Below are 26377 nucleotides of genomic sequence, written 5' to 3'. Positions count from 1 at the left end.
GTCGATCTCGGTGGCTTGTTTCGTTCGACGGGCTGCATCCTAGTTATTGGTCGGAAGGGTAAGTGCAAAAGTGTAGAGCGCCTCATTGCGTCGAACAAGAATCTGGATGGTTTCACCCGCACGCTTTTCGCATAGCTGGGTAAGCACCTCTATATCCAATTTGTGTGCGTCCATCTCGCCGCACTGTACGAGTACGTCCCCTTTTTGAAGTCCAGCATTTTCAGCGACTCCTGAAGGCTGCAAGGCAAATACCGTGGGGGAGTCGCCAAAACGGAGGATCATCCCAAGCGACTTCTGGCTGCTGAAGACCTTGTTTGTCGCACGTTGCTTGTAGTGAAATTTTTCTCCTGCGTAGTCGATCACGGAATTGAAACGGAGCAGAAACCGCGATCCCACGACTCCATGTGTGCCGCTGCCGGTGACGATGGTGCCAGAGAGATCGATTCCAAACAATTGGAAGTTCTTGAACCTCCCTCTCGTGGTTGCTTGTGAGGTAGAGGTTGAGAGCAAGCGTCCCTTTCCGGTTGTTTCGATCATTCCATCACTTGTCAGAGCCGCAAACTCTTCTGAGGATAGAGCGATATCTTCATTGGAAGCCAAGTCTATCATAAGATTCAGGTCTCTCTGCCCTCCTTTTGCAATCAAAAAGGGGACTGCGTCCACCATCACAAGCCGACACGTTAGATAGCCATTGGCTGGAGGGGAGTCGTCCCTGAGGAGTCTCAGTTTTTGCGCGTCATAATTTAGTTCTAACTGGAGATTCGCCAGGCTGGAAGATCCCAACACTCCCTCCACGGCAAATCCGGTCATTGACCGAATCTCAGTCGTGTCGAACGCACCAATGACGGAGTCGGGTAACCTGAGCTTGCCGACGGTTAGCGCAGGGCTGGCATAGAGAGGGACGTCTATTGAGCCTGAAGGAGTCTTGACCACAGAGACTGCCTTGCTGGTTCCCAGTGGCCCATACAGAGTCGGATCAAGCAAGGTGTGGGTTGAGCCGGTGTCGACTACAAGCTTGAATTGCCGGTCCTTTTGCGAGCAGGTTACCCGACAGGGCACGGCGTACGGTGATAAAGCCGTCTCATACAATACCTCGGCGGAAGTAGGTGACTGAATTGAGAGGATGAGCAGGATGGAGCTGAAAAATGTCGGTAAACAGTGAACGTGCAAAAGCGAGTTCATGTCATGCTTTTACGAACCGATCAACCGCGGCACAAGACATTTCCCTCTCTCGCAACGAGTGGGTTGAACTCAGGGAATTGCTGATCCGCGGTCCAGTTGAGAGTAGATGGTAGTTTCGGTCCGCTTCCACGCCGGGGACCAAAACAAAAATCCCAGGCGGGACATGGCCAGCCCGGGATGAATTGGGAAGGAGATGCTCCTGTCGGGCAACTCTTAGTGCTCGTGGCGGATGTCCTTGGCGACACCGGCGTACACGGCGTCTTCGCCGATGTTCACGGAGTGGTCGCCAGCGCGCTCGAGGAAGCGGGCGATGAACACGAGGTCGATGTAATCCTTGAGGCGAGAGGTGTCTTCCTCCATGCGCTTGGTGAGGCGGATGATGAACTCGTTCTGCTGGTGGTCCAGCTCCTTGTCACGGGCCTTGAGGCTGGTGGCGAGGGGCACGTCTTCCACGCTGAAGGCCTGCACGGAATCCTTGAGGAGGGCCATGGCCTGGGCGTGGATCGGCTCGATCATGCGGGTCTCTGGCAGATCCAGGCTCTGCAGGATGCGCTTGGCACGACGGGCGATGTTCACGGCCTGGTCACTGATGCGCTCCAGGTTGCTGGAGGCCTTCATGGTGCTGACCACGCGGCGGAGGTCCTGCGCGAGAGGGGTGAAACGGGTCAGGATGGAGATGCCGGTGGCGTCGATCTTCTTCTCGTACTGATCCACCTGCTCGTCTTCGGCGATGACCTGATTGCAGAGGTCGGTATCGCGTTCGATCAGGCCACGCACGGCATCGTTTAGGTTCTGCGTGGTGACGCTGGCCATATGAAACAGATCCTGGCGCAGTTGATCGAGGGCTTGGTCAAAGCTGGAGAGGATGTGGCGGTCGTTCATGATGACGGAAGACGTACTGAGATGGAATGGTGGAATTTGTGCACCACCCAACATCACAGGGGGGCTGCAAGCTAATGCTGACATGTGAAGTTTGCGTCACATTATCCGATTCCAACGGACAAAATGCGATAGAAAGCCTCACACGGTCCCAATCATAATCTCACCCCGGCGACACGCAACAACCACATGGTGAGCAGGTAGAGTAGAAATGTGCCGACGATGCAAAGCCCCAGTCCCGGCCAGAAGCCCCACCCGCGTCGCAACAGGAGGGGCAACACCAGAAACATCGGCAGCGTGGGGAGGACGAACCAAAAAGTGCCGAAGGCATGGCTCGCGATCAGCTCGGTGTCCTTTTTCTCCGCATAGAGCCAGATGAAGGCGAGCAGGGAGGTGAGGGGCAGGGAATGAATAATGGAGGCGGCGAAGTTGTTGCGCTTGGCAACTTCTGTGACCGCGACGATCACCGCGGCGCTGAGAAAGAACTTCAGAATCTGGAACGCGGTCATGGTGAGGATGCGGGTTGGGAACGGGAATTCTGATCGTGAGGATTGATGGAATTGTCAGAATTTACAGAACTTTGGAAGTTCCGAGGCTAGGGATCGAGGAAATGAAGGGGAGCTTAAAAAAACACCCTCCATGCAGGGAGCAGGGAGGGTGCCGTGGATCAGAAGAGAGCGGAAATGCCGGGATTACTTCTTCTTCTCTTTTGTTTCACCTTCAGGGGCGCATTTGCAGAGCCATTCGGCAGCTTTGCACTCCTCGCAGATTTCTGCGTTGTAGTGGAGGCGGGCGGTCACGGGCTTGGCTTTGGCGCTGGCCTTGAACTGGAAGATCACCCAGTAGGCTTCGCCTTTCTGCATGGGCACCACGAACTTGCCGTCGGCTTTGGTCACTTCCACCTTGGTGGGCTTGTCGCGGTCTCCTGCGGTGACGGTGAGCGTCTGTTCGGCCAGGGCGACTGGCTTCATGTCCTTGTCGAGCAGGGCGATGTGGAACTTGCCATCCTTGGCAGTGACTTCGCCGTGCATGGTTTCGTCCTTGCTGAACTCAAGGATGCGGCCGCCATTCGGTCCCAGTTCCACGCCGCCATGGGCGAAGAGGGAGTTGGCAGCGAGCAGCACGGCGGCGAAGACGGAGGCGATTTTCAATTGGGATTTCATGTTATTGTTTGGCTCAGGGTTGTGAGAGGGTTGGACTTGGTTTGATTTGAATCGATTCGGTTTTTGTTGGTTTGTTTTTTGACTGTCGTGGGTCCCCTGGCATTCAGGGGAAAGGGGCTAAATTGCAGAACATCAATGGGCAGCGGGTGCTTCCAGCCGGATCGCTTTCTCCGCAGCCTTGCGGCCAAAGAGGGAGAAGGCGGCTGGCGTGACGAGCAGGTCGAGCAGCGTGGAGCTGACCAGACCGCCCACGATGACCACGGCCACAGGGTGGAGGATTTCTTTCCCCGGCTCACCAGCAGCCAGTACCAGGGGGATAAGGGCGATGCCAGCGCTGAGGGCGGTCATGAGCACGGGAACGAGCCGCTCCAGTGTACCGCGGGTGATCATTTCCCGGGTGAAACCCTCACCCTCATGTTTCATGAGGTGGAGGTAGTGGGAGATCATCATGATGCCGTTGCGGGCGGCGACACCGCCAACGGCGATGAAGCCCACCAGCGTGGCGATGGAGATGTTGTTCACCACCTGCCACGTGAGCACCAGACCGCCCATGAGGGCGAGGGGAATGTTCACCAGCACCTGGAGAGCCAGGGAGACGCTCTTGAAGTAGCCATAGAGCAGGACGCTCACCACCGCGAGAACGAGGGTGAACAGCAGTGTGATGCGCTGGGCGGCTTCTTGCTGGGCCTGGAACTCCCCTTCAAAGCTCACGAAGTAACCCGTGGGTAGTTGCAGCTTCTCCCGCACCTCTTTCTGCAACCGGGTCACGATGGACTCCAGGTCGCGCTCGCTGGTGTTGGCTCCTATGACGATGCGGCGTTGGGTGTTCTCGCGGTTGATGACGTTGGGCCCTTTCGAGTCCTTCACATCCGCGACGAGGTGCAGCGGGATGCGGCGTCCGCTGCTGGTCTCGATGGGCAAGTCCCGGATCTTTTCCGGGGAATCCCGCCACGATTCCGGCAGCCTCAGCACGAGGTCCATCGTGCGCTGGCCTTCCCGCAACTCGGTCACGGTGGTACCCCCCACCAGCGCAGAGAGCTGGGCGTTGAGTTCCCCCGGTTGCATGCCGTAGGCGTGAGCCCGTTCACGGTTCACCTCGATCTTGAGCTGGGGGATAGGCACCTGGGCCTCCAGGTTCACGTCAGTGAGCCCGGGTATCCCACGGGCGATGGCCTCTACTTGTTTGCCGAAATCGCGCAGCTTCTGCAGATCCGATCCATAGATTTTGACTGCGATCTTGGCGCTGACCCCGCTCAACATGTGGGAAAGGCGGTGGCCGATGGGTTGCCCCACGTTCACAAAGGTGCCGGGAATGGTGCCTAGTTTCTCGCGGATTTCCTTGAAGACTTCGTTGCGATGACGCCCGTCTTTGTTGAACTCGACATCGAACTCGTTGACCGAAACCGGCACGACGTGGTCGTCGCGCTCAGCGCGTCCAGCGCGGCGGCCCACGCTTTTCACCTCGGGTATGCTTTTAAGAATGCGCACGCCTACTTCACCAATCTCGTTGGACTGGCGAAGGCCGGTACCGGGAGGCCCGGCCAGGGAGATGGTGGCGCTGCCTTCATTGAAGGTGGGCAGGAACTCCTTGCCCATGCTGGGGTAGAGCATGAAGGAGCCCATGAGGAGCACGGCAGTGACACCTAGAACCAGGAGCGGATTGCCCAGGGCCACCTTCAGCAGGGTGTGCTTCACGCCACCCTTGAGCTGGCGCACCAGCCATCCATCGTGGGAGCCGTGGGCTTCCTTGACTGGCTTGGGATTGAGCACCAGAGAGCAGAGCACCGGGATGACGGTCAGCGAGACCACGAAGGACGCGATCATGCTGGTGATAGTCGCGATCGCGATGGGGGTGAAGAGGCGTCCCTCCAGCCCTTCCAGTCCCATGAGGGGCAGGAAGACCAGCACGATGAGCACAGTGGCGTAGAGGATGGAGTTTCGCACCTCACCCGATGCCGTGGCGATGACCTCCAGCTTGGGCTTGGGTGTGGATGAGGAGGCGTTTTCCTGGAGGCGACGCCAGACGTTCTCCACATCCACGATGGCGTCATCCACCACCATGCCGATGGCCACGGCCAGACCGCCGAGGGTCATGGAGTTCACGCTGACCCCCTGCCACTGAAACACCAGCAGCGTGATGCCGAACGAGAGCGGCATGGCCATGAGCGTGATGAGGGTGGTACGGACGCTCAGCAGGAAGAGCAGCAAGACCACCGCCACCATGACCGCTCCTTCGCCAATGGCGTCTGCGAGGTTGTCGATGGCGCTTTTAATGAAGTCCCCCTGGCGGAAGAGAACCTCCAGCTCCACATCCTCCGGCAGCGAGGGCTTCAGGTCCTTCAAGGCCTTCTCGATGCTCTCGCTCAGTTTGAGTGTGTCAAAGCCGGGGGCCTTGTCCACGCTCAGGATCACGCCCATGTGTCCATCTACGCTGGCGTCTCCGCGCATGAGTTGGGGGCCATATTGGAGCGTGGCTACATCCCGGATGAGCACGGGGCGATGGTCGAGCTGCTTGACCACGGTGCGCCCGAGCTCGTCGAGATCGGTGGTCATGCCCAGATTGCGCACCATGATCTCCCGGGTGTCGGTCGTCAGGTAGCCGCTCGTGGAGTTGTCCGCAGCACGGGTGGCCGCCTGTTGTAACTCCTCGAACGTGATGCCGTACGCGGCCAGCTTTTGCGGATCCGGCAGGATTTGGGCCTGCTTCACGCCTCCGCCGATGGCCAGTACTTCCGCCACGCCATTGATGCTCTGCAACCTTCTGCGGACCGTCCAGTCAGCAAGGGTACGCAGGTCCATGGGGGCGGTCTTGTTGTCCTTGCTGCGGATGCCCACCAGCAGGATCTCGCCCATGAGGGAGGACACGGGTGTCATACCGGGCTGGGTGCCTTCGGGCAGGGTATTGAGCACGGCCTGCATGCGCTCCTGCACGAGTTGACGTGCGCGGTAGATATCCGTGCCCCACTTAAACTCCGCAAAGACCAGCGAGAGGCTGACGTCTGAGCTGGAGCGCAAGCGATCCAACCCACCCACACCTTGGAGGGCGGATTCAATGGGCTGGGTGACGAGGGTTTCCACCTCCTCAGGTGCGAGGCCCGGAGATTCCGTGAGGATGGTCACGGTCGGTTTGGTCATGTCTGGCAGCACTTCCACCGGCAGGTTCTTCAAGACCTGCCATCCAGACACCAGGATCAACAACGCCGCCGCCAGAATGAGGGGGCGGTGTCGCAGCGAGAATCGAATGAGATGATTCAGCATGACCGGGGCTTACAGGCTGCGTTTGCGGAAGATGAAACTCAGCGCGAGCATGCAAAACAGCAGCGCACTGGTGCCGGCGAAGAAGGTGGTCAGGCGGGTCCACCCGCCTTCACCACCACCGTCATGATCATGGTCGTGGCCGCCTTTGCCGCCTGCCGCGATCTGCTCCTTGGTCATCTCCGTGCCGTCCTCATTGTGAGGATGGCCGTGGGCAGCATCGAGCGCTTCACGCAGTGAAACGCTGCCAGCTCCAGCGAAGCTCAAGGCATAGGCTCCCTTGGTCACCACCTGGTCACCTGGCAGCAGGCCGCTGAGGATCTCCACACGCTCATCGTTCTGGGCACCGATCTGCACCGGCGTTTTCACGAAGGCATTTTTCAGCTCGTAGTCCGCGATGAAGACATACTTCTCCCCGGCATCACCCTGAAGGGCAGAGCGGGGAATGGAGAGAACGGCGTCACGCTTGCTGGTGACGATGCTGAACTCCGCACGCATGCCGGGGCGCAGCAACTTGTCCGGATTGGGCACATGGAATGCGGCCTCCACAGTGCCGGCGGTTTCATCTGCATAAGCCCCGAGGTGGTTGAGCTGGGCCTCGAACACCTTGTCCGGGTAGGCAGAGATGCGGATGCGGGCGTGCTGTTCCTTGGCCAGCTTGCCAGCCAGATGTTCGGGCACGCGGGCGGCCGCCTCCACCTGGGAGAGGTCCACGATCTCGATGAGTGACTGGTCCGGGCTGATGGGCTGGCCTTGGGCGATGTCCACCTTGGCAATGGTGCCAGCGATGGGGGCCTCCAGACGCACGGTGGGCGGGGGATCGCCGGGTTGGCGGCTCTCCACCCACATCAGCTCCTCACCCTCGTCCACCTCCTGGTCTGGCAGGGCCAGCACAGAGAAGGCGCGACCGGCGATGCGGCTGCTCACCACGGCTTTCTTGCCCGGCAGCACCTCGATGCCACCGAGGGCAAAGATGGCTTCTTCGAATTCTGTTTCCTCGGTCTCCGCGAGTTCCAGGCCCAGGTTTTTGATCCGGGTCTCGTCCAGAATGATGGTGCTGTCCTTGCGATTGCCGCCTCCTTCGGCGGCGTGGGCAGGGAGGGCGTGCAGGATCACCAGGCAGGCTGCTAGCATAAGCAGCCTCATGCCGCGCCAGGCGGCGGTAGAAGTAAATGGGGTCATGTAACGAAAAGAATAAAATGGGGAACGAGGAAACTATTTTCCGCTGTGGTTGCGAAGGGCGGGCTGGGTCGCGGTGGCGGCTTCATGCCGTGCCCGGGCCAGATGGTAGCTCTGGAGAGCGTCCAGGGCGGCCGTTTCGGCATGCAGCTTCTGTTCTCTGGATCGCAGCAGCGCCATGGCGTCCGCTTCACCCACACCGTAGGCCTTTTCAATGGTCTGCGAGTGCTTCTCAATGGTGGGCAGAAGCTTCGTCTTGGTCTCGTTGTAGAGACGGGCGCTGGCGGCCATCTCGGCTCGGGCGGCGGCGGCCTCGCTCTGGATGCGGGACTCGAGCGCCTTGGTCTCGAGGATGGCCCGCTGTTGGGCAGCCTCTTTCTCGGCGATCAAACCTTTCTGCTTGTTCCAGAGAGGGAGGGGAAGGCTGATGCGGAAGCCGACGAAGCTGTCGCCTCGGATGCCTTCAGGAGCGTCCTCGCTCTTCTCATGCTCGACGGTCAGACCCACGCCGATGTCTTCCCAGCGGGATGACTTGGCGAGATCCACCTCACTCTGGGCGACGGATTGAGCGATTCGGGAGGAGTCCAGATCGGGACGACCCTGCACGTCGATGCCTTTGGCCCCATTGCTGATGGCCGGGAGCGATCCGGTGAGCGTCAGGCCATTCGTCGCACTCACGCCCAGCAAGGGCTTGAGCTCATTCACGAGGACTGCTTTTTGTCCCGTGATCTGCTGTAGTTCCAGCAGACGATTTTGGTTGTCGATCGCCAGTTGGGCGGCATCGCTGGCGGCAATTTCTCCCGCTTGCGTGCGTTTCTCGACCACCTCGACGAGCGAGTTGGAGACCTTCAACTGGGCTTCCACGAGGGCCAGCTTTTGGTCGGCCACGAGGAGTTTGATCGCTGCGGCATTGACCTCAGCGATGAGCTTGCGCTCTTCATTGCGGACTTCCGCCTCGGCCTGCGCCAGTTGCTGGCGGCTCAGGGTCTTCTCCTGGCTGAGCCGGGCGGTGAGGGGGAACTTCTGGTTGAAGGCGACGCCGACATTTCGCTCGGAGCTCCGCGGGTTCTTGTTGTAGTCGAACTCCAGCTCGGGGTTGGAGAGGCGGCCGGCCTGATGGAGGCGGCCCTGCGCCTCCACGATGCGCATGCGGGCAGCAGCGATGTCAGGATTGTGTTTCAGCGCGTAGGAAGGCGCGCCGTTGATTGAGATCTGGACGTCGCCTTTTAGCAGGGCGGGGCACAGCAGGAGGCTGGAAAAAAGCAGGGGAGTAAAGTAGGAACGTGGTTGCATGACGGGTGCATGAAGCAGGTGATGCGCGAGCATGACGAAGCCGCGCAGGTTTTATTGCGTAGAAGGTGGTATGATCACCACCACGTTCCGGCTCAAACGAGCAGGACGACGCACTCCTTGACCTGGAGTGCCGCCGGGGGACTCTCCGCCAGATGATGTGGCGGACGAGAGTCGATTTGATCTTCTGCGATCAAAAGGGGAATGACCGGCCGAGCAAAGTCGGGCAGGTCAAAAAGCATCACGGGAGCGGGGGCCTGAATCGTGACCGTGGCAGTGGTCTTGTTCTGCGCCTTGAACTCCTTCTTAAGTGGAGTGTGCGGCTGGGAGTCGTGATGATCGGCGTGTTCGTCGTGACTGCCTTCATCATCGGTGACCACCTGGCTCCCGTGGGCGTGGCAGTGGTCAGAGGCCACCTCCACCGGCTCCCCGGTGCAGACGCACACATAGTGGTGATTGAGCCCCGCCACCTGCGCCCAGCCCACCGCGATGAACGCGAGGAAGAGGATGCAGAAGTTGGTGAGGGACTTGTTCACGTTGGGTAGTTAGCGACAGGGAGCGCAGAATGTCAATCCTTCGCTTCAACCCGTGCTTGCGGTGACAATGAGACGGCGACCGCGGGGTTTTTGTTCAACGCATGGTGCGGAAAGGCGATAAGTCGCGCAGATGGGCCATCCGCAAATCAGGTCGGACGCCCACAAGGAGCGGCGGTTTGTGCTTGCACAACCGCCGAGGGAAAGCGGAGCGCTCGATTGCCAAAACAACTACCACCTTAGGTGGTCTAGCCGCTGGCTTCTTTCTTTTAAGCACCCTTCCTCCGGTAACCGTCGGCGGTTGTGCAAGCACAAACCGCCGCTCCTTGGACCCTTTGGCGTGCGAGGCTCGCTCAGACCATCAAGCCAGGGCGGCTTGTTGGATTTGCTCCAGCTCTTCCCAGCGCGCGTAGAGGCGGGCGACCTCTGCACGGGCCTTTTCCAGGGCCTCGATTTTGGCAGGGGCCTCAAGCGAGCGGGTGACGAAGAACTCGGGATCGTTGAGCGTGCGGTCCAGTTCCTCGACCTTGCCTTCTGCTTCGAGGATGAGGGCTTCCATACCTTCCAGCTCCTTCTGCTCCTTGAAAGTGAGCTTGCGAGGCTTGGCGGCAGCGGGCGCAGTGGGCTTGCGGGCGGCCTTGCCCGGCTCTGCCCAGGAGGGGCGGGCGAGCAGGTCGCGTTCCTTTTTCTTTTCCAGGTAGTAGGAGTAGTTCCCGGGCTGGACAAACACACCTCCGTTTTCAAAGGCGACGATCTGGTCGCACACGCGGTCGAGGAAATAGCGGTCGTGGCTCACCACAAGTACGCTGCCTTCGAAGTCCACGAGGGCCTCTTCCAGCATGCGCAGGCTGGGCAGGTCAAGGTCGTTGGTGGGCTCATCCAGCACGACGATGTTGCCGCCGCGCTTCAGCACCTTGGCCAGCATGAGCCGGGCTCGCTCGCCTCCGGACATGAGGTCGATGCGCTCCCGCAGCCGGTCATCGTTGAAGAGGAAACGGCGCAGATAGGTGCGCACGCCCATCTTCTGCCCGCCGAAGGAGACGGTCTCATCCATGTCCGCAATTTCCTCGATCACCGTCTTGCTGCCGTCGAGCTGCATGCGGTTCTGGTCGATGTAGTTGAAGCTGACTTTTTTGCCGATGGTGACGGCACCCTCGTCCGGCTGGCGTTCGCCCAGGCAGAGACGCAGCAGGGTAGTCTTGCCCACGCCGTTGCGACCCACCACGCCGGTGCACTGGCCGGGCTTCAGGGACATGGTGAGCTGGCGGAAGAGCCAGCGGGCTTCGTCGCCCTCGCCCACGCGGGCGGAAGCATTGAGCAGGTCCACGCCGATATTTCCCATCTCTGGGGCAGGGGGGATGAGCACATCCATCTCGCGCTCTTCCACCGGGGCATCCTGACCGGCGATGGAGTAGTACTGATCCATGCGGTGGCGGGACTTGGTGCCGCGGGCTTTGACCCCGGAGCGTACCCAGGCCAGCTCCACCTTGAGGAAGCGCTGGCGACGGCGCTCGGTTTGCTCGGAGATCTCCTGCCGCAGGGCCTTGGACTCCAGATAGGCGGTGTAGTTTCCCGGATGCGAATAGGCCTTGCCGTCAAAGATCTCGATGATGCGGGTGGCGATGACATCGAGGAAATATCGGTCGTGCGTGACGAAGATGACTGCTCCGGCAAAGGTGCGCAGGTACTCCTCCAGCCAGCGGATGGACTCGGCATCCAGGTGGTTGGTGGGTTCATCCAGGAGCAGGAGGTCCGGCTGGGTGACCAGGGCCCGGCACAGGGCCACGCGACGTTTCTCCCCACCTGAGAGAGGGCCCACGGGAGCATCCAGCGGAGGGACGTCCAAAGCGGTGGCATCTGCCTTGATGCGGGCCTCCAGATTCCAGCCATCGGCCGCCTCAATGAGATGCTGCAGTTCTGCGAGCTCGGCCTCGCTGCCATCGCCAGCTTCATAGCGCCGGAGCCAGCCCATAAGATCGGCCACGCCGGACTCGATGTTTTCCCGGACGGTCTTGGTGCCATCGAGCACGAACTCCTGCGGCAGATAGCCCACGCGCAGGCCGCGGCGGCGGGAGATGATGCCGCTGTCGGCCTGGTGTGCCTCTGCCAGAATCTTGAGCAGGCTGGTCTTGCCGCAGCCGTTGCGGCCCACGAGGCCGACTTTCTCCCCGGGGGCCACGGCCAAGGTCACGCCCTCCAGCAGGTGCTGCTGTCCGTAGGACAGGAACAGATCGGTGGCGGAGATCAGGGCAGGGACGACGGCGCTCATGGGGCGGGCAATAGACCCCGCTCCGGGGCGGGTGTCCAGTGCGGACAGGATGTCACGCAATGTCTCTTGAAAGGATCGTGTGCCCGTGGCCCGTTTTGCTCGCTATGACGTTCACGTTGAATCGCCTGCTCCCCCTCCTGGCCGCCAGTATGGCTCTGCCCCTCTCCGCCACCGAGATCGTCGGTCACCGCGGGGCCTCCCATGACGCCCCGGAAAACTCCCTTTCTGCCATGAAGGAGGCCTGGAAACAGGGGGCCGATGGCGCCGAATTGGATCTCTGGCTCTCCAAGGATGGACGCCTCGTGGTCATGCATGACGGCACTACCAAGCGGATTGGCGGCGTGGACAAGAAGATTGTCGACCAGACCTGGGAAGAGCTTCAGAAGCTGGATGTGGGTGGCTGGAAGGATCCCAAGTTCGCCGGGGAGAAGATCCCCACCTTGGAATCCATCTTTGAAGCGACCCCGGCGGGGAAGAAGATGGTGCTGGAGATCAAATGCGGGCCCGAGATCCTGCCGGAACTGGCCAAGGTGATCAAGGCCTCCCCGCTGTACCCGAAGCAGTTGGTCATCATCTCCTTCAACTACGAGGTCATGAAGCAGTCCAAACCTCTGTTCCCGGAAGTGGAGCACTATCTCCTGGCTGGCTACAAGAAGGACAAGGAGACTGGCAAGCTGCCTGAGTTGTCCGAGTTCGTGGAAAAAGCCAAAGCCGCCAAGTTGGACGGTCTGGACCTGAACCATGGCTGGCCGATTGATGAATCCTTTGTGAAAGGTCTCAAGGACCAGGGGCTGAAGCTCATCACATGGACGGTGGATGATCCGGAGATCGCCAAGCGCCACGTGAAGGCGGGTGTGGATGCCATCACGACGGATCGTCCGGCTTACCTGCGGGAGAATGCGCTGGGGAAGTAGGTGGCCCTTTAGACAGGATTAACAAGATTTAGGGCAGATTAACAAGATGGATTCAGGTGGGGAGGGAGTGACTCTTTTCCCCAAAAACAAAAAGCCCGCTGGATCATTCCAGCGGGCTTTTTGTTTGAATTTGAGATGACGGGCAAGCTTTACGCTGCGGCCATGGTGCCGGAGGGCTGCTTGGGCTGCACGTCTGGGACGGAGGGGCCGCGGGCTTGGGCGAAATGGGTCTTCGCACGAAGCATGAGGGTGCCGAGGACGAGGTCAGCGAGGGGGAACACCACGTTGAAGTTCTTGTGCATGTAGCGGTGGTGCAGCAGATGGTGGCCGTTCAGGCGCTGGAAGATCCAGGGCTTCTCCACGCGGCGGTTCTTCGGGAGGTGCATGCACCAGTGAAGGTACTCATAGATGCCGTAGTAGGCACCCGCGGCGAGCACTCCGCCCAGGGCCAGAGGCCAGATGCCAAACACCAGGGCGCTGAGCGTGGTGGGCAGGGAGCAGAGCAGGATGAGGACGGGACCGTTCCACCATTCCATGGGGATCTTCTCCTTGTCCTTCTCATTCACCAAGTGGTAGGTGTGGTCCGCCTTGAAAATGTGGTGATGGACGACCGCGTGGGCCTCGAAGGCGTACCGGAACTTCCCTACCGGGCGGTGCATCACGTACTTGTGCAAGTACCATTCAAAAAACGAGGCAAAGGCGAAATTGGCGACAAAGCCAGCAAGGCACCAGAGAAGGATGACGGTCATAGGGAGGGGATGAGCCCCGGGGGGCAGGAGCCGCAGAGCCTCCATCCTCGCGTCAAATCCTCAAGCGGGATTTTGCAATTTTCTTGCGAAAGTGAGGAAGGGGGGGCGTCCAGCGGCTCCTGATGTCGCGATTATTCCTCCTTTGCCTGGCAGAAGCAGGTGGCTGACGGGGTGACGTCAGCATTTGCCCAAGCTTTGCGAAACCGGGCGTCCACGGCGTCGGACTCCTCCTTTTTGCCCTGCTTGGCCAGGGAATCGCGCAGGCCCATCAGCGACCAGCCGTTTTCCTTGTACTTGTCCAGGTCCTCGCGATACACCTGCTCTGCCTCTGCCGCGCGGCCGGCCCGGAGCAGCACTGCGCCCAGCGTGTGGCGTACGGGCTGGATCCAGTCTGGCGGTTCGTCATAGCGGAGCGAGTCTTCCTTGGCGGCGCCCTTCTTCAACAGGGCGATCGCCTCCTCGAACTTGTCCTCCTTCGCGGCCATCTCGCCGTCCAGGGTGAAGGCGGCCACTTCCAGAAGGTCGGCCCCGGAGTTGTTTCCAAAGAACCGGTCCGCAGGCAGGCTGGCCTTGGCCTTCAGAAAGAGCTCCCGCTCCTGTCGGGCTTCCTCCATCCGGCCCAGGCTGGTGAATGCCACCGCCCGGGTAAAGCGCCAGAGGGCGCGGGCGATCAGGAAGGGCGCAGCAGGCTCTGGCTCTTGAAGCATCTCCTCCCAGCGCCCGAAGCGCATGAGCACCTCGGAACGGAAGACCATGTAGCCATCCACCACGGGACCGAACTCGGTTTTGAAGTCCTCCGGAACATCGTGCACCATGGATTGCGCCAGCTTCCAGGACTCTTCGTTGCGTCCCTGCATCATGGCGGTGAAGGCCAGAAAGTGGGTGTTGTGAGCCATGTACATGGCATAGAACCCGGGACGGGGGTATGCCTTGCGGAAGAGCTTGTCTGCTTCTCCCGCGTGACGATTGGAATCGGCAGCCTCCTGCCACTTGCCGACCCGGGCATAGATATGGGAGGGCATGTGCACGAGGTGGCTGGCATCCGGGACCAGATTCAGCAGGCGGTCTGCGGCGGCGAGCGCCTTCTCCGGCTGGTTCGAGGCTTCAACGGCGTGGATGTACAGGTGCAGGGCGCCCGGGTGATCGGGGTTGAGCTGGATCGCCTGTTCCAGAGCGGTCACGATCTCTGGCGTCCAGGGCTGGGGGCCGGTCGCCGTCCACAGGTCCCAGGGGTGCAGGTCCATCAGCGCCTCGGCGCAGAGCGTGGCCACATCGGCGTTTGTGGGGTGCTTTTGCCAGAGTTCTTTCATTGCCCCGGCATAGGCCTGATCCAGTGGGGCGCGGTCCGCAGGATGGGGGCTGGCGTAGCGCTTGAGCTGGGCGGCAATGAGTTGCTGCTCCAGCGGGGTGGCCTTGGGGGCGAGAGAGGTCGCCTTCTTCAGTGCTTCCCAAGCCTCTACCGCGCGATCTTCCGGCACCATGGGGAAGTTGATGTGTGGCCCGTTCACCAGGGCGATGCCCCAGTAGGCCATGGCACACCTGGGATCCGCCCCGGCCGCAGCGCGAAACTCCTGCTCCGCCGCGTGGTGGCTGAAGGCATAGGCCAGGGTGAGACCGCGGTCGAAGGCCCGCTGGGCCTCCTTGGACTTCGTGGTCACGGGGAAGTGGTGCTTGCCCAGTTGTTTTAACTGGGAGGAAGCGGGTGCCGATGGCGGGACCTTGGCTTGAGCGGTGCAGCCACCCAGGGCGTGCAAGACGGTGAGGCCGAAGACTCCGAGGGCAACATAGGAGAGGCAGAGTTTCATGGGGTGGGGAAAGGGTTATGGGTTAAGAGTTAAGAGTTGTCTTGAGGTGGGGCGGGTTTCAGGCGGCCTTTTTTAGTTCATAGAACCGGAAGAACTCGTTGTGGATGGGGAGGACCTCGCAGGAGGCGAATCCGGCGTCCGATGCCAGCTTCTGAACGATGCCCGGCCGGATGGCGGTGCCGATAGCGGCGGAGGGCTGCTCTGACATGGAGACGGGCAGGCAGTGGCTGATGCTCCAGCCGTACATCATCCGCTCGATCTCGCCGCCTGGGGCGGCAAAGGTTTCCTCGACCCGCTCGTCCGCGATGACGATGGACCCCTGGGGGGCGAGGGCTGCGCCCAGAGCGGCCAGCACCTCCTGCGGGCGGGACATGTCATGCAGCGTCTCCAGGAGCAGCACCAGGTCGAAGGGGCCTTCGCCGGCCATCTGGGCGGCGTCGTGGGTGGAGAAGCGAACGTTGACTCCTTTGTCCGCAGCATTGCGTGCCGCATCATGGATGGACGCTTCGTCCAGATCATAACCCCGGACGTCCGCCTGCGGAAAGGCCTGGGCGAGGCCGATGGCGGCCCAACCACCGCCGCAGCCCACATCCGCAATGCGGAATCCGGGACTGGATTCCAATCGTGCCATCAGTCCCGGCACGGCTGGGAGCCAGTGGTGCGTGAGGTCATGCAAGAAAGCGGGCCGATTGATCCCTGACTGCCCGTAGCGGAAGTCCGGGCCATAGCGCTCGTAACTCACGCCACCTCCGGTGCGGTAGGCAGTGACCACTTCGGGCAGGGCGCCGGCGATCCCCACCACCATGTGGGCAAAGGGGGCTACGTGCGAGGCGTCGTCATCATTCACCAGCACTCCGGTGTATTCCAGAGGCAGGCGGTAGACCCGGTCCTCGGGTGTGCCGTCAGCGGGTTCTTGATCGACGGTGAGGAATCCAGCAACGGCTTGCTGCTCCAGCCACTCCCAGGCGTAGCGCTCAGCGATGCGGGCTGTGGCGGCGAGTTGCCGGGCGCTCAGCGGTCCATGGCGATGGAGCGCCTTATAGAGCCCGAGGGTGCGCCCCAGATACACGCCGAAAAGCTCCAGCGTCTGAATGGTGGCTTGAAACAGGCGTCCGGCGATGGCGTCCTGTGGAGGGATGATCTGGCACATGGGGTGGTTCCTTTCCTTGAATGGGGTTGGTGTTCACCCATCAGGCGTAAGGAACCGCCTCACATTGTAAGGTCAGGCCCTCACACAAACCATTTTGTGTCCTTTTCCGGAGTATAGCTGCAAAACACGCCGGTGCGTACCGCGTTGCTGAAGTGCCGGGAGAGCGCGGGGTGGACCGGCTCCAGCTTCTTGATGGCATGGCGGATGCGCCAGGTCACCGCGGAACGGGCGCGTTCGGCCGGATCGCCCATCTTCCGAGTGCGTCCGCCCAGGCCGGTGGCTTTCTTGATCTCCTCCACGAGGGCGTCCTTCTCCTCCTCCAGCTGGGTGGCGCGGGCGGAGTCGTGTGCGGCTTCCGCCTCGGTGAGCTCGGCATTGATCTCCTGAAGCCGGGCGTGATAGGCGCGCTTCGCCTGTTCATCCAGCATCTCGGTGCCGCGTCCCGCGTGGGTGTCCTGCGGCAGGCCTGCGAGAGTGAGACAGTGGATCTCACTGCCCGGGCAGGCGAGGAGCTGGACGAGATCGAGAAATCCGCGTGACTCGGCAAGCTGCACCACCTCGTGATCGAAGGACGCTGTCCAGAGCTCGCCTTCTTTGCGGAAGATGTTGGCGATGGGCCAGGCCAGCGGGGCAGAGCGGGGTGCCTGGGGAAGATTGCCGTCCAGTCCGGCCAAGCGCACGCCTTCCAGGAAGTGCTGGGTGTCTTCCTCGCGGCGGAAGGGGTTCACATGTCGCAGCCAGCTCAGCGCCTCACCGACCTCCGGCTCCCGACCATAGGTGATCCGCTGGGTGAACTCCTGCCGGAATTCGCGCAGGAAAAAGTCCGCCCGCTCTTTGCGCCCCAGATAAGCGTAGGCCGCCGCCTGGTAAGCCCCGGTGTCCACCAGTCCAGGGCCCTTGGCCGCCATGAGGGCCGCTTCTTCGTAGTGCTTCAGGATGAAGCGCGGGATGGCCGCAAAGGTGAAGTACCACCCAGGGCAGATGGGATTCAAGGCCATGGCCCGGTTGCTCAACTCCATGCCCAGCTCCGGATTGCCGTTGTAGGCAAAACAGGCGGCCAACTGGATGAGCGTGGAGGCATCGTTGGGGGCGAGTTGCAGTGCCCGCTCGAATCGTGTGGCGGCAGAGTCAAACTGTCGGCGGTATTGCTCAATGCGGCCCAGGATCACCTGCACCAGCTGGTCATTGGGGTCCAGGGCCTCTGCCTGCTTGGCGCAATCATAGGCACGCTGCTCTTTCTCCTCCCACTGGTTCCAGGCCTGGCAGCTCCATTCGTTGAAGTGAGAGAGAGACATGCCGCCCATGGCCCGGGCGTATCCGGGATCCAGGTCCAGGGCTTTGGTGAAAAACTGTCGCGCCTCGGCATCGCCTTCACAGGTGCCTTGCTGCACGGCTTCCATGCCGCGCAGCCAGCACTCATAAACGGCCAGAGAACTGGGGGGAACCTTCCGGCTCGCACTGAGGGCCGACTGATCGATGCGTACTGCGAGGGAGTTGGCAATCTTTGCCGCAATCTCATCCTGAAGCCGGAAGAGGTCCGCTCCGGGGACATCAAATTTTTCCGCCCAAAGATGCCGGCCGCTGGAGAGATCGATGAGTAAGACGCTGATGCGAATAATCTCGCCCGAGCGGCGAATGCTCCCGCGCAAGAGGTAGCTCACTCCCAATCGCTGGCCGATGGCGGTGTCATCCAGGTCCGTCGAGGCCGCGGCAAATGACGACTGGGAGGCGATGACGCCCAAGGAGGGGAAGCGGGCGATCTCCGTGATCAAGTCCTGGACAAACCCGGCAGCCAGCAGGGCCCCATCCGGGGTGCCAGACAGGTTTTCGAAAGGCATGAGGGCGATCTTGATGGAGCGCTCGGTCACGCCTGCTTACTACCTCAAAAGAGGCAAAATTCCAGCGAATACGGATGCGGGTGCCAGGGGAGGCCGAAGACTTGAGGCGATGCCCTTGGATATTGTCTGCACGCAAAAGTTTCCGGATGGCGATTCAGCTGCAACTCATCCACCAAACAGAAATCTATGAAGCTCAACACCAGCGTCGGCACCCTCCTTCTCGCCATCTATCTCATCCTCATCGGCGTCAGTGCCTTGTTTGGGCTGAGACTGGGGCAGGCGGAGATTGTGAAGCCTATTCTGGCATTGATTGCCGGGGTGTTGTTGCTGGTTGGGAAGTAGGTGAATTGTGCGCCTGTGGCGTAGTTCGACGGGAGTGGTTGCAGTCCATCGTTAGTTGTTTCCTAGGTTGTCCAGCCGAGGAACTTTGGAAGTGAAACCAGTCAGACCGCCACAACTCCTTCGGAGTAGAGATCTCTAACACCCCCATACCCAACGTAGACTCGCTGGAAGCTCGTCAACGTTGGGCTTGTAGCCCCATCCTCTTCGAGGAAGAGCTTCGACTGAGCTGAATCCTTGGCAGCCACCCCGAGTGCGGCGGTTGGTTTTATTCTCGCATGCTGCAAACACAAAAAAAGAGCCGCCCTCGCAGGCGGCTCTCGATGCATAAAAACTGTGGCGGTGCAGTTCAGTTCGCGAGGAACCTGCTTGCTTGCTTACTTCTTGAACGGGCTGGCCACGAGCTTCTTGAAGGACTCGGTGGCAGCAGCGGTCGCGGCTTTCGGGCCGGTCAGCTTGATGAAGACGGGGGCGTCTTTGCCCACGAGGATCGCGCCCAGCATGGTGTAGTCTGCACGCGGGGTCTTGGTGCCACCGAAGGGAGGGCCGTCGAGGTAGGTGCCGTGGATGGTCACGAGCGTCACCTTGGTGCCGCTGTAGTCCAGATCTTCCTTCTTCACTTCAGGCGTGCCCTCGAACTGACCGATCCAGCGCTTCACATTGGCGTCCACATCACCACCCTGGCCGGTGCCGAAGTGGTAAAACTTGGCTTCCAGCGCGGTGCCGCCTTCCACGGGGTGGGAGAGCACGGCCTTGGTCATCATGCCGGTGTTCTGGGCTTCGGTCCAGGGGGCGGCGACGGCAAAGCTGAAGTCACCGACGGCGACGGTCTTGTCTTCCGCCTGGACGGAGGCGGTGACGGCGGTGAAAAGGAGGGCGGCAGCGGCGAAGAGTGCGGTTTTCATAGGGTGATGACGGAGCTTCTTTAACGGAGGAAAGGGGACATCCGCAGGGGTTTTCCTGCTACTGGGCAGAAAAAAGGACAAGGGTGGAAGCAGAATCTGGCTGCTGACCCTTGTCCTGTACGGAGATCGGAGTGGCTTATTTCTCGACCTTCATGTTGCCCTGCATGAGCATCCAGTGGCCGGGGAATGTGCAAAGGTAGGGGTAGTCGCCAGCCTCTGCGGGGGCGGTGAACTCAAGGGACTCGGTCTGGCCGGGCTGGATGAGCTTCGTGTGGAAAAGGATGTCCGTGGACTCAGGGATGTAGTTCTTGGTCATCGCCTGGGGGTCGCTCAGCATGCCGTTGGCCAGGGCGCCGACTTTCATCAGGGTGCCGGGCTTCACCACGAGGAAGTTGTGCGGCTGGGGCACGGCGCTCTTGTTCTCAAAGGTCACCTTCACCTTCTGGCCGGCTTTCACCGTGAAGGTCTTGGTGTCGTACATGAGGGGGTTGGCGTTGTCCGGCTTGATGGTGACGGACACATCCTGGGCGCGGGCCACAGTGGAGAGCAGCGTCAATGCGCAGGCGGCGGTAAGCAGAGTACGGATCATTATTTCGGCAATGGTGGGTGTTGGTACCCCTTTTCCGCGGCAGGCACGGCAAAGGGGAGACAACAAACGGACTCACTGGGAGGCCTTTTGCAAACGAAAAGGCGGGAGAGCTGTCTCAAAAATTTGCCGCGTTCGCAACAATTTGTCCTAGGAAGCGCGGCATGGTGTCTGCTGAGATTCTTTTGCAGCAGCGCCAGGAAGAGCGAAAGTTTGCCACCCTGTCAGGCGTATCTTGAAGAGAACCAACCCTTTCAAATCCCCCTCCTAACTAGCGACCATGTCCACCTCTGCATCACAAGTTTCCCGCCGGGCGTTTCTTCGCAGCGCCAGCACTCTGCTGGCCCTGCCTGCCTTGGAATCTTTCGGATTCAGGGCATTCGCGGCAGAAAAGGCTCCTGAGGCCATCTCGCGGATGGCGTTCCTCTACATTCCCAACGGGGTGAACGTGCACAAGTGGAACGTGAAAGGCGAGGGGGCTGGCTACGAGCTCTCCCCGACGCTTCAGCCTCTGGCAGGCCTCCGAAATGATTTTTCTGTCATCTCCAACCTGGCCCATGACAAGGCGGAATCCAACGGGGACGGCGCAGGAGACCACGCCCGGGCCACGGCCACCTTCCTGACCGGCTGCCAGGCGAAGAAGACTGCTGGCAATGACATTCGCATCGGCCAGAGCGTGGACCAGATCGCGGCCACTCAGCTCGGCCATCTGACCCGTCTTTCCTCGCTGGAACTCAGCACCGACGGTGATCGCAGCTCCGGCAAGTGCGACTCCGGTTACAGCTGCGCTTATCAGTTCAACCTTTCCTGGAAGACGGAATCCATGCCGATGGCTCCGGAGATGGACCCGCGCCTCGTATTCGAGCGTCTCTTCGGTACCATTGCCGCTGGCGGGAACTCCGCTGAGGCCCAGCGCCGCATGAAGTACCAGAAGAGCATTCTGGACTTTGTGATGGCCGACGCCAAGAGCCTGCAGAAGCGGCTTTCCGGCAACGATAATCGCAAACTGGACGAGTACTTCTCCTCCGTGCGCGACATCGAGCAGCGCATCCAGAAGGCAGAGACCATGAAGGTCGAGCTGCCCTCTGGAGTGCAGGTGCCGGCTGGAGTGCCCTCCACGACGCAGGAGCACATCCGCCTCATGTTTGATCTTCTGCTGCTGGCCTTCCAGACGGATTCGACCCGTATTGCCACCTTCCTCATGGCGCATGATGGTAGCAACCGCAGCTTTCCGGAGATCGGCGTGCCGGACTCGCACCACAACATTTCCCACCACCAGAACAATCCGGAGAAGCTGGAAAAGATCGCGAAGATCGACCACTTCTACGTGCAGCAGTTTGCCTACTTCCTGGAGCGCATGAAGGCCTCCAAGGAAGGCGACAAGTCCCTGCTGGACACCTCCATGATTGTGTACGGCGGCGGCATCAGCGATGGCAACGCCCACGACCATGACCGTCTGCCTGTGCTGGTTGCCGGCCGCGCCAATGGCACGCTCAATCCTGGCCGTCATATCGCCCTCAAGGACAAGGTGCCGATGACCAACCTCTATCTCTCCATGCTCGACCGCATGGGCGTCAACGCAGAGCGCGTGGGCGACAGCACCGGCGTGCTGCAGGGGATTTGAGTCTCGGATTGGACCGGTCCCAGCGAATTTGAATCATCAAGAAGGAGCCTCTGCGGAGGCTCCTTTTCCTTTTTATGCCGGTGCCTTCGGGGTTGCTGCGGATCGGATGGTTATTTCCTTGATTCGAACGCCATGCGCACCGCCAGTCCGGCAAGAACGGTTCCCATGAACCACCTCTGCACCCTGGCCCAGAGGGGGCGGCGGGACAAGTGGACGGCGATGGCCCCGGCTGTGAAGACGATGAGAGTGTTCACGGTCACGCTGACTATGATTTGGGCGGTGCCAAGAGCCAGCGCTTGAGTGAGCACGCTGCCGCGTTGTACTTCGATAAACTGTGGGAGGAGGGAGAGGTACATCACCGCGATTTTTGGATTGAGCAGGTTCGTGATAAAGCCCATGGTAATCAGCTTCGCAGGGCCCTGCTTGGGCAAGTTCTGCACTTCAAACACGGACCTCGCTCCTGGTCTCACTGCCTGCCAGGCCAGATAGAGCAGATACACGGCTCCGCCAAAGCGCAGCGCATCGTAGGCGTACGGGACGGCCATCACCAGGGAGGTGATGCCCAACGCCGCGCACAGCATGTAGAACAGAAATCCCAGCGCCACGCCTATGAGCGAGATCAATCCTGCGGCTTGCCCCTGGCAGATCGTGCGTGAGACCAGGTAGATCATGTTGGGCCCTGGCGTCAGCACCATGCCCAGGGCGACAAGGCTGAACGCGATCAAGCTGGAGGTGGCAGGCATCAGAGGGGAGTGTTGCCGCAAAGGCGACCGTTGTCTATGAGGTGCGTGGGGTGGGGTGGGATCGACGAATCAATCTGATGCGCAACAATCTATAAGGCTGTGGACAATCAGAACTGGACGAGTCCATGCGGGCCAACGTCGGCTTTCTGCATAGAAGCCATCCGCCCGCTCACGCATACGCGACCCAGCCTCGAAAGGTGAATCCTGTGTAGAACAAGCTGACGTCTGTGAAGCCTGCCTCACGCAGCAAGTCTTCTTCCTCTGCGGGATCCAGGATGTCGAGCTGGGATTGAATGGCGGGCACCGCTTTCTCGGCCATGGCGGGCTCGACGCCGGAGGCCACGGCGAAGGCGACATATCGTGAGAACCAGAGTGAACGCTCTGGCTCAGCTTGTGGAAAGCTGAGATGCGCCACCACAAAGGGCGCACCGCTTTTGAGGCGCTGATGCACTTGCTGAAGGGTGGAGAGCCTGGCCTCCCGCGGCACAAAATGGAGAGTGAGCAGGCAGGAGGCGGAATCGAAGGGTCCCTGGGGTGCCGCATCGATATAGCCTTGGTGAAGCCGGACTCGAGATCTCAGGGGGCCCAAGGTCTCGCTGGCCAGCTTCAACATTTCCGCGGAGGGATCAACCCCGTCGAACTCCCACTCGGGATGCGCGTTGGCGAACTCTTTGAGCTCCAATCCGCCGCCCGCCCCCAGTACCAGGACCCGGCCTGTCGCGGGAGTCCGCTCTGCGAGCAGCAGGGTGGTCATGCGTTGCAGACCAGCCAAACCTGGAACAAGACGGGGAGGTTTGGCGGCATAGTCGGCTACGGCTTTGGCGTCAGAAAAGGGGCTGTCTGAGAGGTTCATAGTGGATAGCGTGCCGCTAGTTACGTCTCTCCCGGGGCTGGCTGATGCGGTGCCAAATGGAGAAATCTGCGCCCAAGACCGTGTTTTCCCGCAGAAATAGCGCATTACCCTCAAGTTGGAGCCTTGACTCTCCCGTAATTTTTGCACAATTTCTTCCCATGGCGAAAAAAGCAGCAACCATCAAAGACCGTTTCTCCAAAACTCAGATTCTGGAGCAAATCACGCAGGACACGGAACTCAGCCGCAAGCAGGTCTCCGCAGTCTTGGACAGCCTCACGGAGATCATCAGCTCCCACCTGAAGAAAAACTCCGTCGGTGAGTTCGTTCTTCCCGGCCTCTTGCAGATCAAGACCGTCCGCAAGCCGGCGGTCAAGGCTCGCAAGGGAATCAACCCATTCACCAAGGAGCCGACCGTCTTCAAGGCGAAGCCTGCTTCCACCGTGGTGAAAGTGCGCCCCTTGAAGAAGCTGAAGGACATGGTCGCCTAGACCTCGATTCCTTCGCACTGAAACGTGCATTCAGGGCCAGCCTCGGCGCTCACGCGTCAGGCTGGCCAACTTGCGTTAAAAGGGGGGCGTCACTTCTTCAGTTGGCCATAGGCAAAGCCGGCGCTGGTGAAGCCAACATACACCTGGCCGAAGATGTCCTTGTCTCCGTCAATCGCATCGATGGTATCAAAGATGCCCAGCGGGTATTCCACGATCCGGTCCCAGGTGAGCCCCTTGTCGGTGGAGCGGTGGATGCCGTGGACTCCTGAAACCGTGCCAACGAGGAAGAGGGTGGGGTAGCCGCCGGGTTGGGCGGGTTTTCCTAGGCCGATGTTGTGGGCGGCATTCACTCCAGCAATCTCCTGCCAGGTGACTCCACCGTCAGAGGTGTGCAGCAGGCCGGTGCCAGGGCCTGAAGCGAACCAGAGATCTCCGGCATGGCCGGGAGTGGATTTCAGGATCGCGTTCCAGCGGGTGGCCATGGGATTGCCGACCTTCGCGAAGTGTCCTCCGCCATCACTGGAGCGGAAGAGGCCTTCTTGAGGAGTGTAGAAATAGAACGTGTCCGGCGTCACCCGATCCGCACAGAGAGGCTTGAGAGACGTGTAGGGGGCATGTAGCCCCGTCTCGCGTGGTCCGCCAAAGTCTGAAGGCTGCCATGTGGTGCCGCGATCCTTGGTAAAGTAGGGGAGCTTGCCTGCGGTGGGGCACCAGACGATGTTGTCCGTTTGAGTCGCGGATACGGCAATGACTCCGTAGTCGAGCTCTTTTGGGAGGGTGGCTTTTTCCACCGAAGGGAAACGGGTCCAAGTTTTGCCGCCATCCGTTGAGAAGCCGCTGGACTTGGCATTCGGCACGAAGTCGAGGTGACTGCGGAAGACGGAGACGAGGAACTTGGGGTCGGCAGGGCACCAGTCGAGCGACCATGCGGACATGAACGTAGGCTGGGAGCGCTGGGCGTCATAGGCATCCACATTGCCGAAGTGAAAAACGCCAGCGTCCCACATGGCGGCTACTGGCTTCCCGCCGGGAGGGGAGATGACGTCATTGCCGCAGACTTCTTCTATGCCTTCGCTCGCGGCTTGCCAGGGGATCTGGGCGGGGGAGAGGTCACGCGTCCACCAGACGCCAAAACCTTCCGCATACCAGACCTTTCCCTTCTCATGAGGATCAAAAGCCAGCTCACCGGTACTAAGGAAATAATTCGTCTGTGTCCCGAGCCATCCAATGTTGGGGCTGTTCAAGGCGAAGTGATGCAGGCTCCAGGTCGCGCCCTGATCGTGAGAGACGAAGGTCTTGCCGCCATGGATCATGGCGACGACATGGCGGGCATCGAAGGGATCCACGGCGATGGCCCAGTAGGATTGGTTCTTCCCACCTTCCTGGCCGGGAGGGGTGAGCTCCGTCCACTTGCCTTCCGGGTTGCACTTCCACACGCCACCGGTGGCTCCTTTTTCATGATCATACACGACGTAGTAGGTGCCATCCGGACCCACGGTGGCATCTCGGGGCTTGCCGCCATCTCCGAGGCCGGAGTCAGAGATCTTGCGCCAGTTCTTGCCCGTATCGATGGTCTTGAAGATGCCGCCTTCCTCCACGCTGGCATAGATCACGTTCGTCTTTGAGGTGCCGTCTTGGCCCTTCGTGGTGCCGCCACTCGGGTCAAAGACAATGGTGGACACCCCGTGGGGAGCTTTGCCTGCTGGCACTGCATCCACCTTGAGCCATTTGCTTCCGCCGTTCTCCGTTGTCCACAAACCGTCGCCGATCGATCCAAAGTACACGACCTGACTATTCGCTGGATCCACGGCAAGACGTTCCCCTTCCTGTCGGCCTTCACCGTTGGCTTCCACCTTTACGCCGGTCGCTTTGAATTGGGTGGCGGTCCAGGTCTCCCCCCGATTCTCGCTGCGGTAGACCTGGCCGGCCGTCAGCGCATAGGGCTGACTGCCCAGCACCATGTAGGCGACATTGGCGTCGCCCGGCGCCCCCACAATGCTGTCCACCCCGAGATAGCGCCCATAGCCGACTGAATCTGGGGGCATGCTTGAAGAAGTGACCACCTGTTTCCAGACAGCCCTAGCGGGATCCCAGCGGTAGGCTCCTGACACATCCGTTCGGGCGTAGATCAGCCCCTTCTCTGCCGGGCTGGCGCTGAGTCCCACCACCCAGCCGCCTCCGCCGATCTTCATGGGGTTCCACTCATAACCTTTGCTGAGATCAGCAGCCTTTCCTTGAGGCAGCAAGAGCACGAGCGTTGCAGACAGGCTGGCGAGACGCAGGGTAAACATCATAGTGTGAGAGAAGAAGGGAACACTCTTCCCTCAGATATAGTGCGGCAGACGGACGAGCTGCAACCGCCAATGATGCGATGGAGACAACCTTTTGTGGTCCAGGTGCGCCGCATGGCGGGTGCATTCCTGAAACCAAGGCGAAGGATCTATTGATCGATCTGAGTAGGGCCAGCGTAGCTGCCAAAATCTCCCTAAAGGTAGGGAAGAAAGTGGCTCGGGACGGAATCGAACCGCCGACACGAGGATTTTCAATCCTCTGCTCTACCGACTGAGCTACCGAGCCTTTCGTTTGTGGGACCGCTAGTATGCCGAGCACGCGAAAGCGTGCAACTGGAAAGT

The 26377-nt window shown here is 60.6% G+C and carries 22 protein-coding genes and 1 tRNA gene; 4 read left to right on the top strand and 19 right to left on the bottom strand.

Annotated elements, in window-relative coordinates; all coding sequences use genetic code 11:
- Positions 1-39: 39 nt before the first annotated feature.
- The 9 genes from BV106_RS28575 to BV106_RS28535 all read right to left on the bottom strand — a co-directional run bounded on the left by BV106_RS28575 (position 40) and on the right by BV106_RS28535 (position 11750).
- A complete protein-coding gene (locus BV106_RS28575) occupies positions 40-1182 on the bottom strand; it encodes an aspartyl protease family protein (protein ID WP_038170452.1) in 1143 nt (380 codons plus the stop codon).
- Positions 1183-1395: 213 nt separating this feature from the next.
- A complete protein-coding gene (gene phoU, locus BV106_RS28570; RefSeq protein ID WP_009963330.1) occupies positions 1396-2064 on the bottom strand; it encodes a phosphate signaling complex protein PhoU in 669 nt (222 codons plus the stop codon).
- A 152-nt stretch (positions 2065-2216) separates the two neighbouring features.
- Positions 2217-2570, bottom strand: a complete 354-nt coding sequence (locus BV106_RS28565) for a DUF3147 family protein (protein WP_038170448.1) — start codon at positions 2568-2570, stop codon at positions 2217-2219.
- A 183-nt stretch (positions 2571-2753) separates the two neighbouring features.
- Positions 2754-3224 (bottom strand): hypothetical protein, encoded by a 471-nt coding sequence (locus BV106_RS28560; protein WP_038170446.1) that lies wholly within the window; start codon positions 3222-3224, stop codon positions 2754-2756.
- A 132-nt stretch (positions 3225-3356) separates the two neighbouring features.
- Positions 3357-6482, bottom strand: coding sequence for a CusA/CzcA family heavy metal efflux RND transporter (locus BV106_RS28555; RefSeq protein WP_038170445.1), 3126 nt, complete (start codon positions 6480-6482; stop codon positions 3357-3359).
- A 9-nt stretch (positions 6483-6491) separates the two neighbouring features.
- The gene (locus BV106_RS28550) at positions 6492-7661 is read right to left on the bottom strand and encodes an efflux RND transporter periplasmic adaptor subunit (RefSeq protein ID WP_081892385.1); all 1170 of its coding nucleotides are present in this window, start codon (positions 7659-7661) and stop codon (positions 6492-6494) included.
- Positions 7662-7694: 33 nt separating this feature from the next.
- On the bottom strand, positions 7695-8951 hold the full coding sequence (locus BV106_RS28545) for a TolC family protein (protein ID WP_265596171.1): 1257 nt from the start codon (positions 8949-8951) through the stop codon (positions 7695-7697).
- Between the two features lie 92 nt (positions 8952-9043).
- Entirely contained in the window at positions 9044-9484 is a 441-nt protein-coding gene (locus tag BV106_RS28540; RefSeq protein WP_038170440.1) for a hypothetical protein, read from the bottom strand.
- A gap of 358 nt (positions 9485-9842) precedes the next feature.
- The gene (locus BV106_RS28535; RefSeq protein ID WP_038170439.1) at positions 9843-11750 is read right to left on the bottom strand and encodes an ATP-binding cassette domain-containing protein; all 1908 of its coding nucleotides are present in this window, start codon (positions 11748-11750) and stop codon (positions 9843-9845) included.
- A gap of 104 nt (positions 11751-11854) precedes the next feature.
- Here BV106_RS28535 and BV106_RS28530 point away from each other — a divergent pair, with 104 nt between their 5' ends.
- On the top strand, positions 11855-12664 hold the full coding sequence (locus BV106_RS28530; protein WP_038170438.1) for a glycerophosphodiester phosphodiesterase: 810 nt from the start codon (positions 11855-11857) through the stop codon (positions 12662-12664).
- Positions 12665-12813: 149 nt separating this feature from the next.
- Here BV106_RS28530 and BV106_RS28525 read toward each other — a convergent pair whose 3' ends face one another.
- From BV106_RS28525 to BV106_RS28510, 4 genes are all read right to left on the bottom strand, one after another.
- Positions 12814-13413, bottom strand: coding sequence for a sterol desaturase family protein (locus BV106_RS28525; protein ID WP_038170607.1), 600 nt, complete (start codon positions 13411-13413; stop codon positions 12814-12816).
- 131 nt (positions 13414-13544) lie between these two features.
- Positions 13545-15218 carry a hypothetical protein gene (locus tag BV106_RS28520; RefSeq protein WP_038170437.1) on the bottom strand — a complete coding sequence of 558 codons (1674 nt, stop codon included), beginning with the start codon at positions 15216-15218 and terminating at the stop codon, positions 13545-13547.
- 58 nt (positions 15219-15276) lie between these two features.
- Entirely contained in the window at positions 15277-16368 is a 1092-nt protein-coding gene (locus BV106_RS28515; protein ID WP_038170434.1) for a class I SAM-dependent methyltransferase, read from the bottom strand.
- Between the two features lie 80 nt (positions 16369-16448).
- Positions 16449-18206 carry a hypothetical protein gene (locus BV106_RS28510; RefSeq protein WP_265596170.1) on the bottom strand — a complete coding sequence of 586 codons (1758 nt, stop codon included), beginning with the start codon at positions 18204-18206 and terminating at the stop codon, positions 16449-16451.
- A 186-nt stretch (positions 18207-18392) separates the two neighbouring features.
- On the opposite strand from BV106_RS28510, the gene BV106_RS38955 reads away from it, so the two are divergent.
- Positions 18393-18548, top strand: coding sequence for a hypothetical protein (locus BV106_RS38955; RefSeq protein WP_265596169.1), 156 nt, complete (start codon positions 18393-18395; stop codon positions 18546-18548).
- Positions 18549-18922: 374 nt separating this feature from the next.
- On the opposite strand, the gene BV106_RS36385 is transcribed toward BV106_RS38955, so the two are convergent.
- On the bottom strand, positions 18923-19450 hold the full coding sequence (locus BV106_RS36385; protein ID WP_051946443.1) for a hypothetical protein: 528 nt from the start codon (positions 19448-19450) through the stop codon (positions 18923-18925).
- A gap of 136 nt (positions 19451-19586) precedes the next feature.
- Complete coding sequence (locus BV106_RS28500) at positions 19587-20039, bottom strand: plastocyanin/azurin family copper-binding protein (RefSeq protein ID WP_038170430.1); 453 nt, start codon at positions 20037-20039, stop codon at positions 19587-19589.
- A gap of 277 nt (positions 20040-20316) precedes the next feature.
- Between BV106_RS28500 and BV106_RS28495 the strand changes: the two genes are divergently transcribed.
- Positions 20317-21660: a DUF1552 domain-containing protein gene (locus BV106_RS28495; RefSeq protein WP_038170429.1), complete on the top strand. Its 1344-nt coding sequence runs from the start codon at positions 20317-20319 to the stop codon at positions 21658-21660.
- Between the two features lie 110 nt (positions 21661-21770).
- Here BV106_RS28495 and BV106_RS28490 read toward each other — a convergent pair whose 3' ends face one another.
- Both BV106_RS28490 and BV106_RS28485 read right to left on the bottom strand, forming a co-directional pair.
- Positions 21771-22403, bottom strand: a complete 633-nt coding sequence (locus BV106_RS28490; RefSeq protein WP_038170428.1) for a LysE family translocator — start codon at positions 22401-22403, stop codon at positions 21771-21773.
- Positions 22404-22572: 169 nt separating this feature from the next.
- Positions 22573-23256, bottom strand: a complete 684-nt coding sequence (locus BV106_RS28485) for a class I SAM-dependent methyltransferase (protein WP_038170426.1) — start codon at positions 23254-23256, stop codon at positions 22573-22575.
- Positions 23257-23414: 158 nt separating this feature from the next.
- Between BV106_RS28485 and BV106_RS28480 the strand changes: the two genes are divergently transcribed.
- A complete protein-coding gene (locus tag BV106_RS28480) occupies positions 23415-23744 on the top strand; it encodes an HU family DNA-binding protein (RefSeq protein WP_009963306.1) in 330 nt (109 codons plus the stop codon).
- 89 nt (positions 23745-23833) lie between these two features.
- Here BV106_RS28480 and BV106_RS28475 read toward each other — a convergent pair whose 3' ends face one another.
- Positions 23834-26038, bottom strand: coding sequence for a sialidase (locus tag BV106_RS28475; protein ID WP_038170424.1), 2205 nt, complete (start codon positions 26036-26038; stop codon positions 23834-23836).
- 210 nt (positions 26039-26248) lie between these two features.
- Positions 26249-26321 (bottom strand) — tRNA-Phe (locus tag BV106_RS28470).
- Between the last annotated feature and the right edge of the window lie 56 nt (positions 26322-26377).

The organism is Verrucomicrobium sp. BvORR106 (assembly GCF_000739655.1).
Taxonomy (GTDB): Bacteria; Verrucomicrobiota; Verrucomicrobiia; order Verrucomicrobiales; family Verrucomicrobiaceae; genus Verrucomicrobium.
The sequence above is the reverse complement of the archived record's forward strand: the minus strand, read 5'-3'. Positions and strand labels throughout refer to the sequence as shown.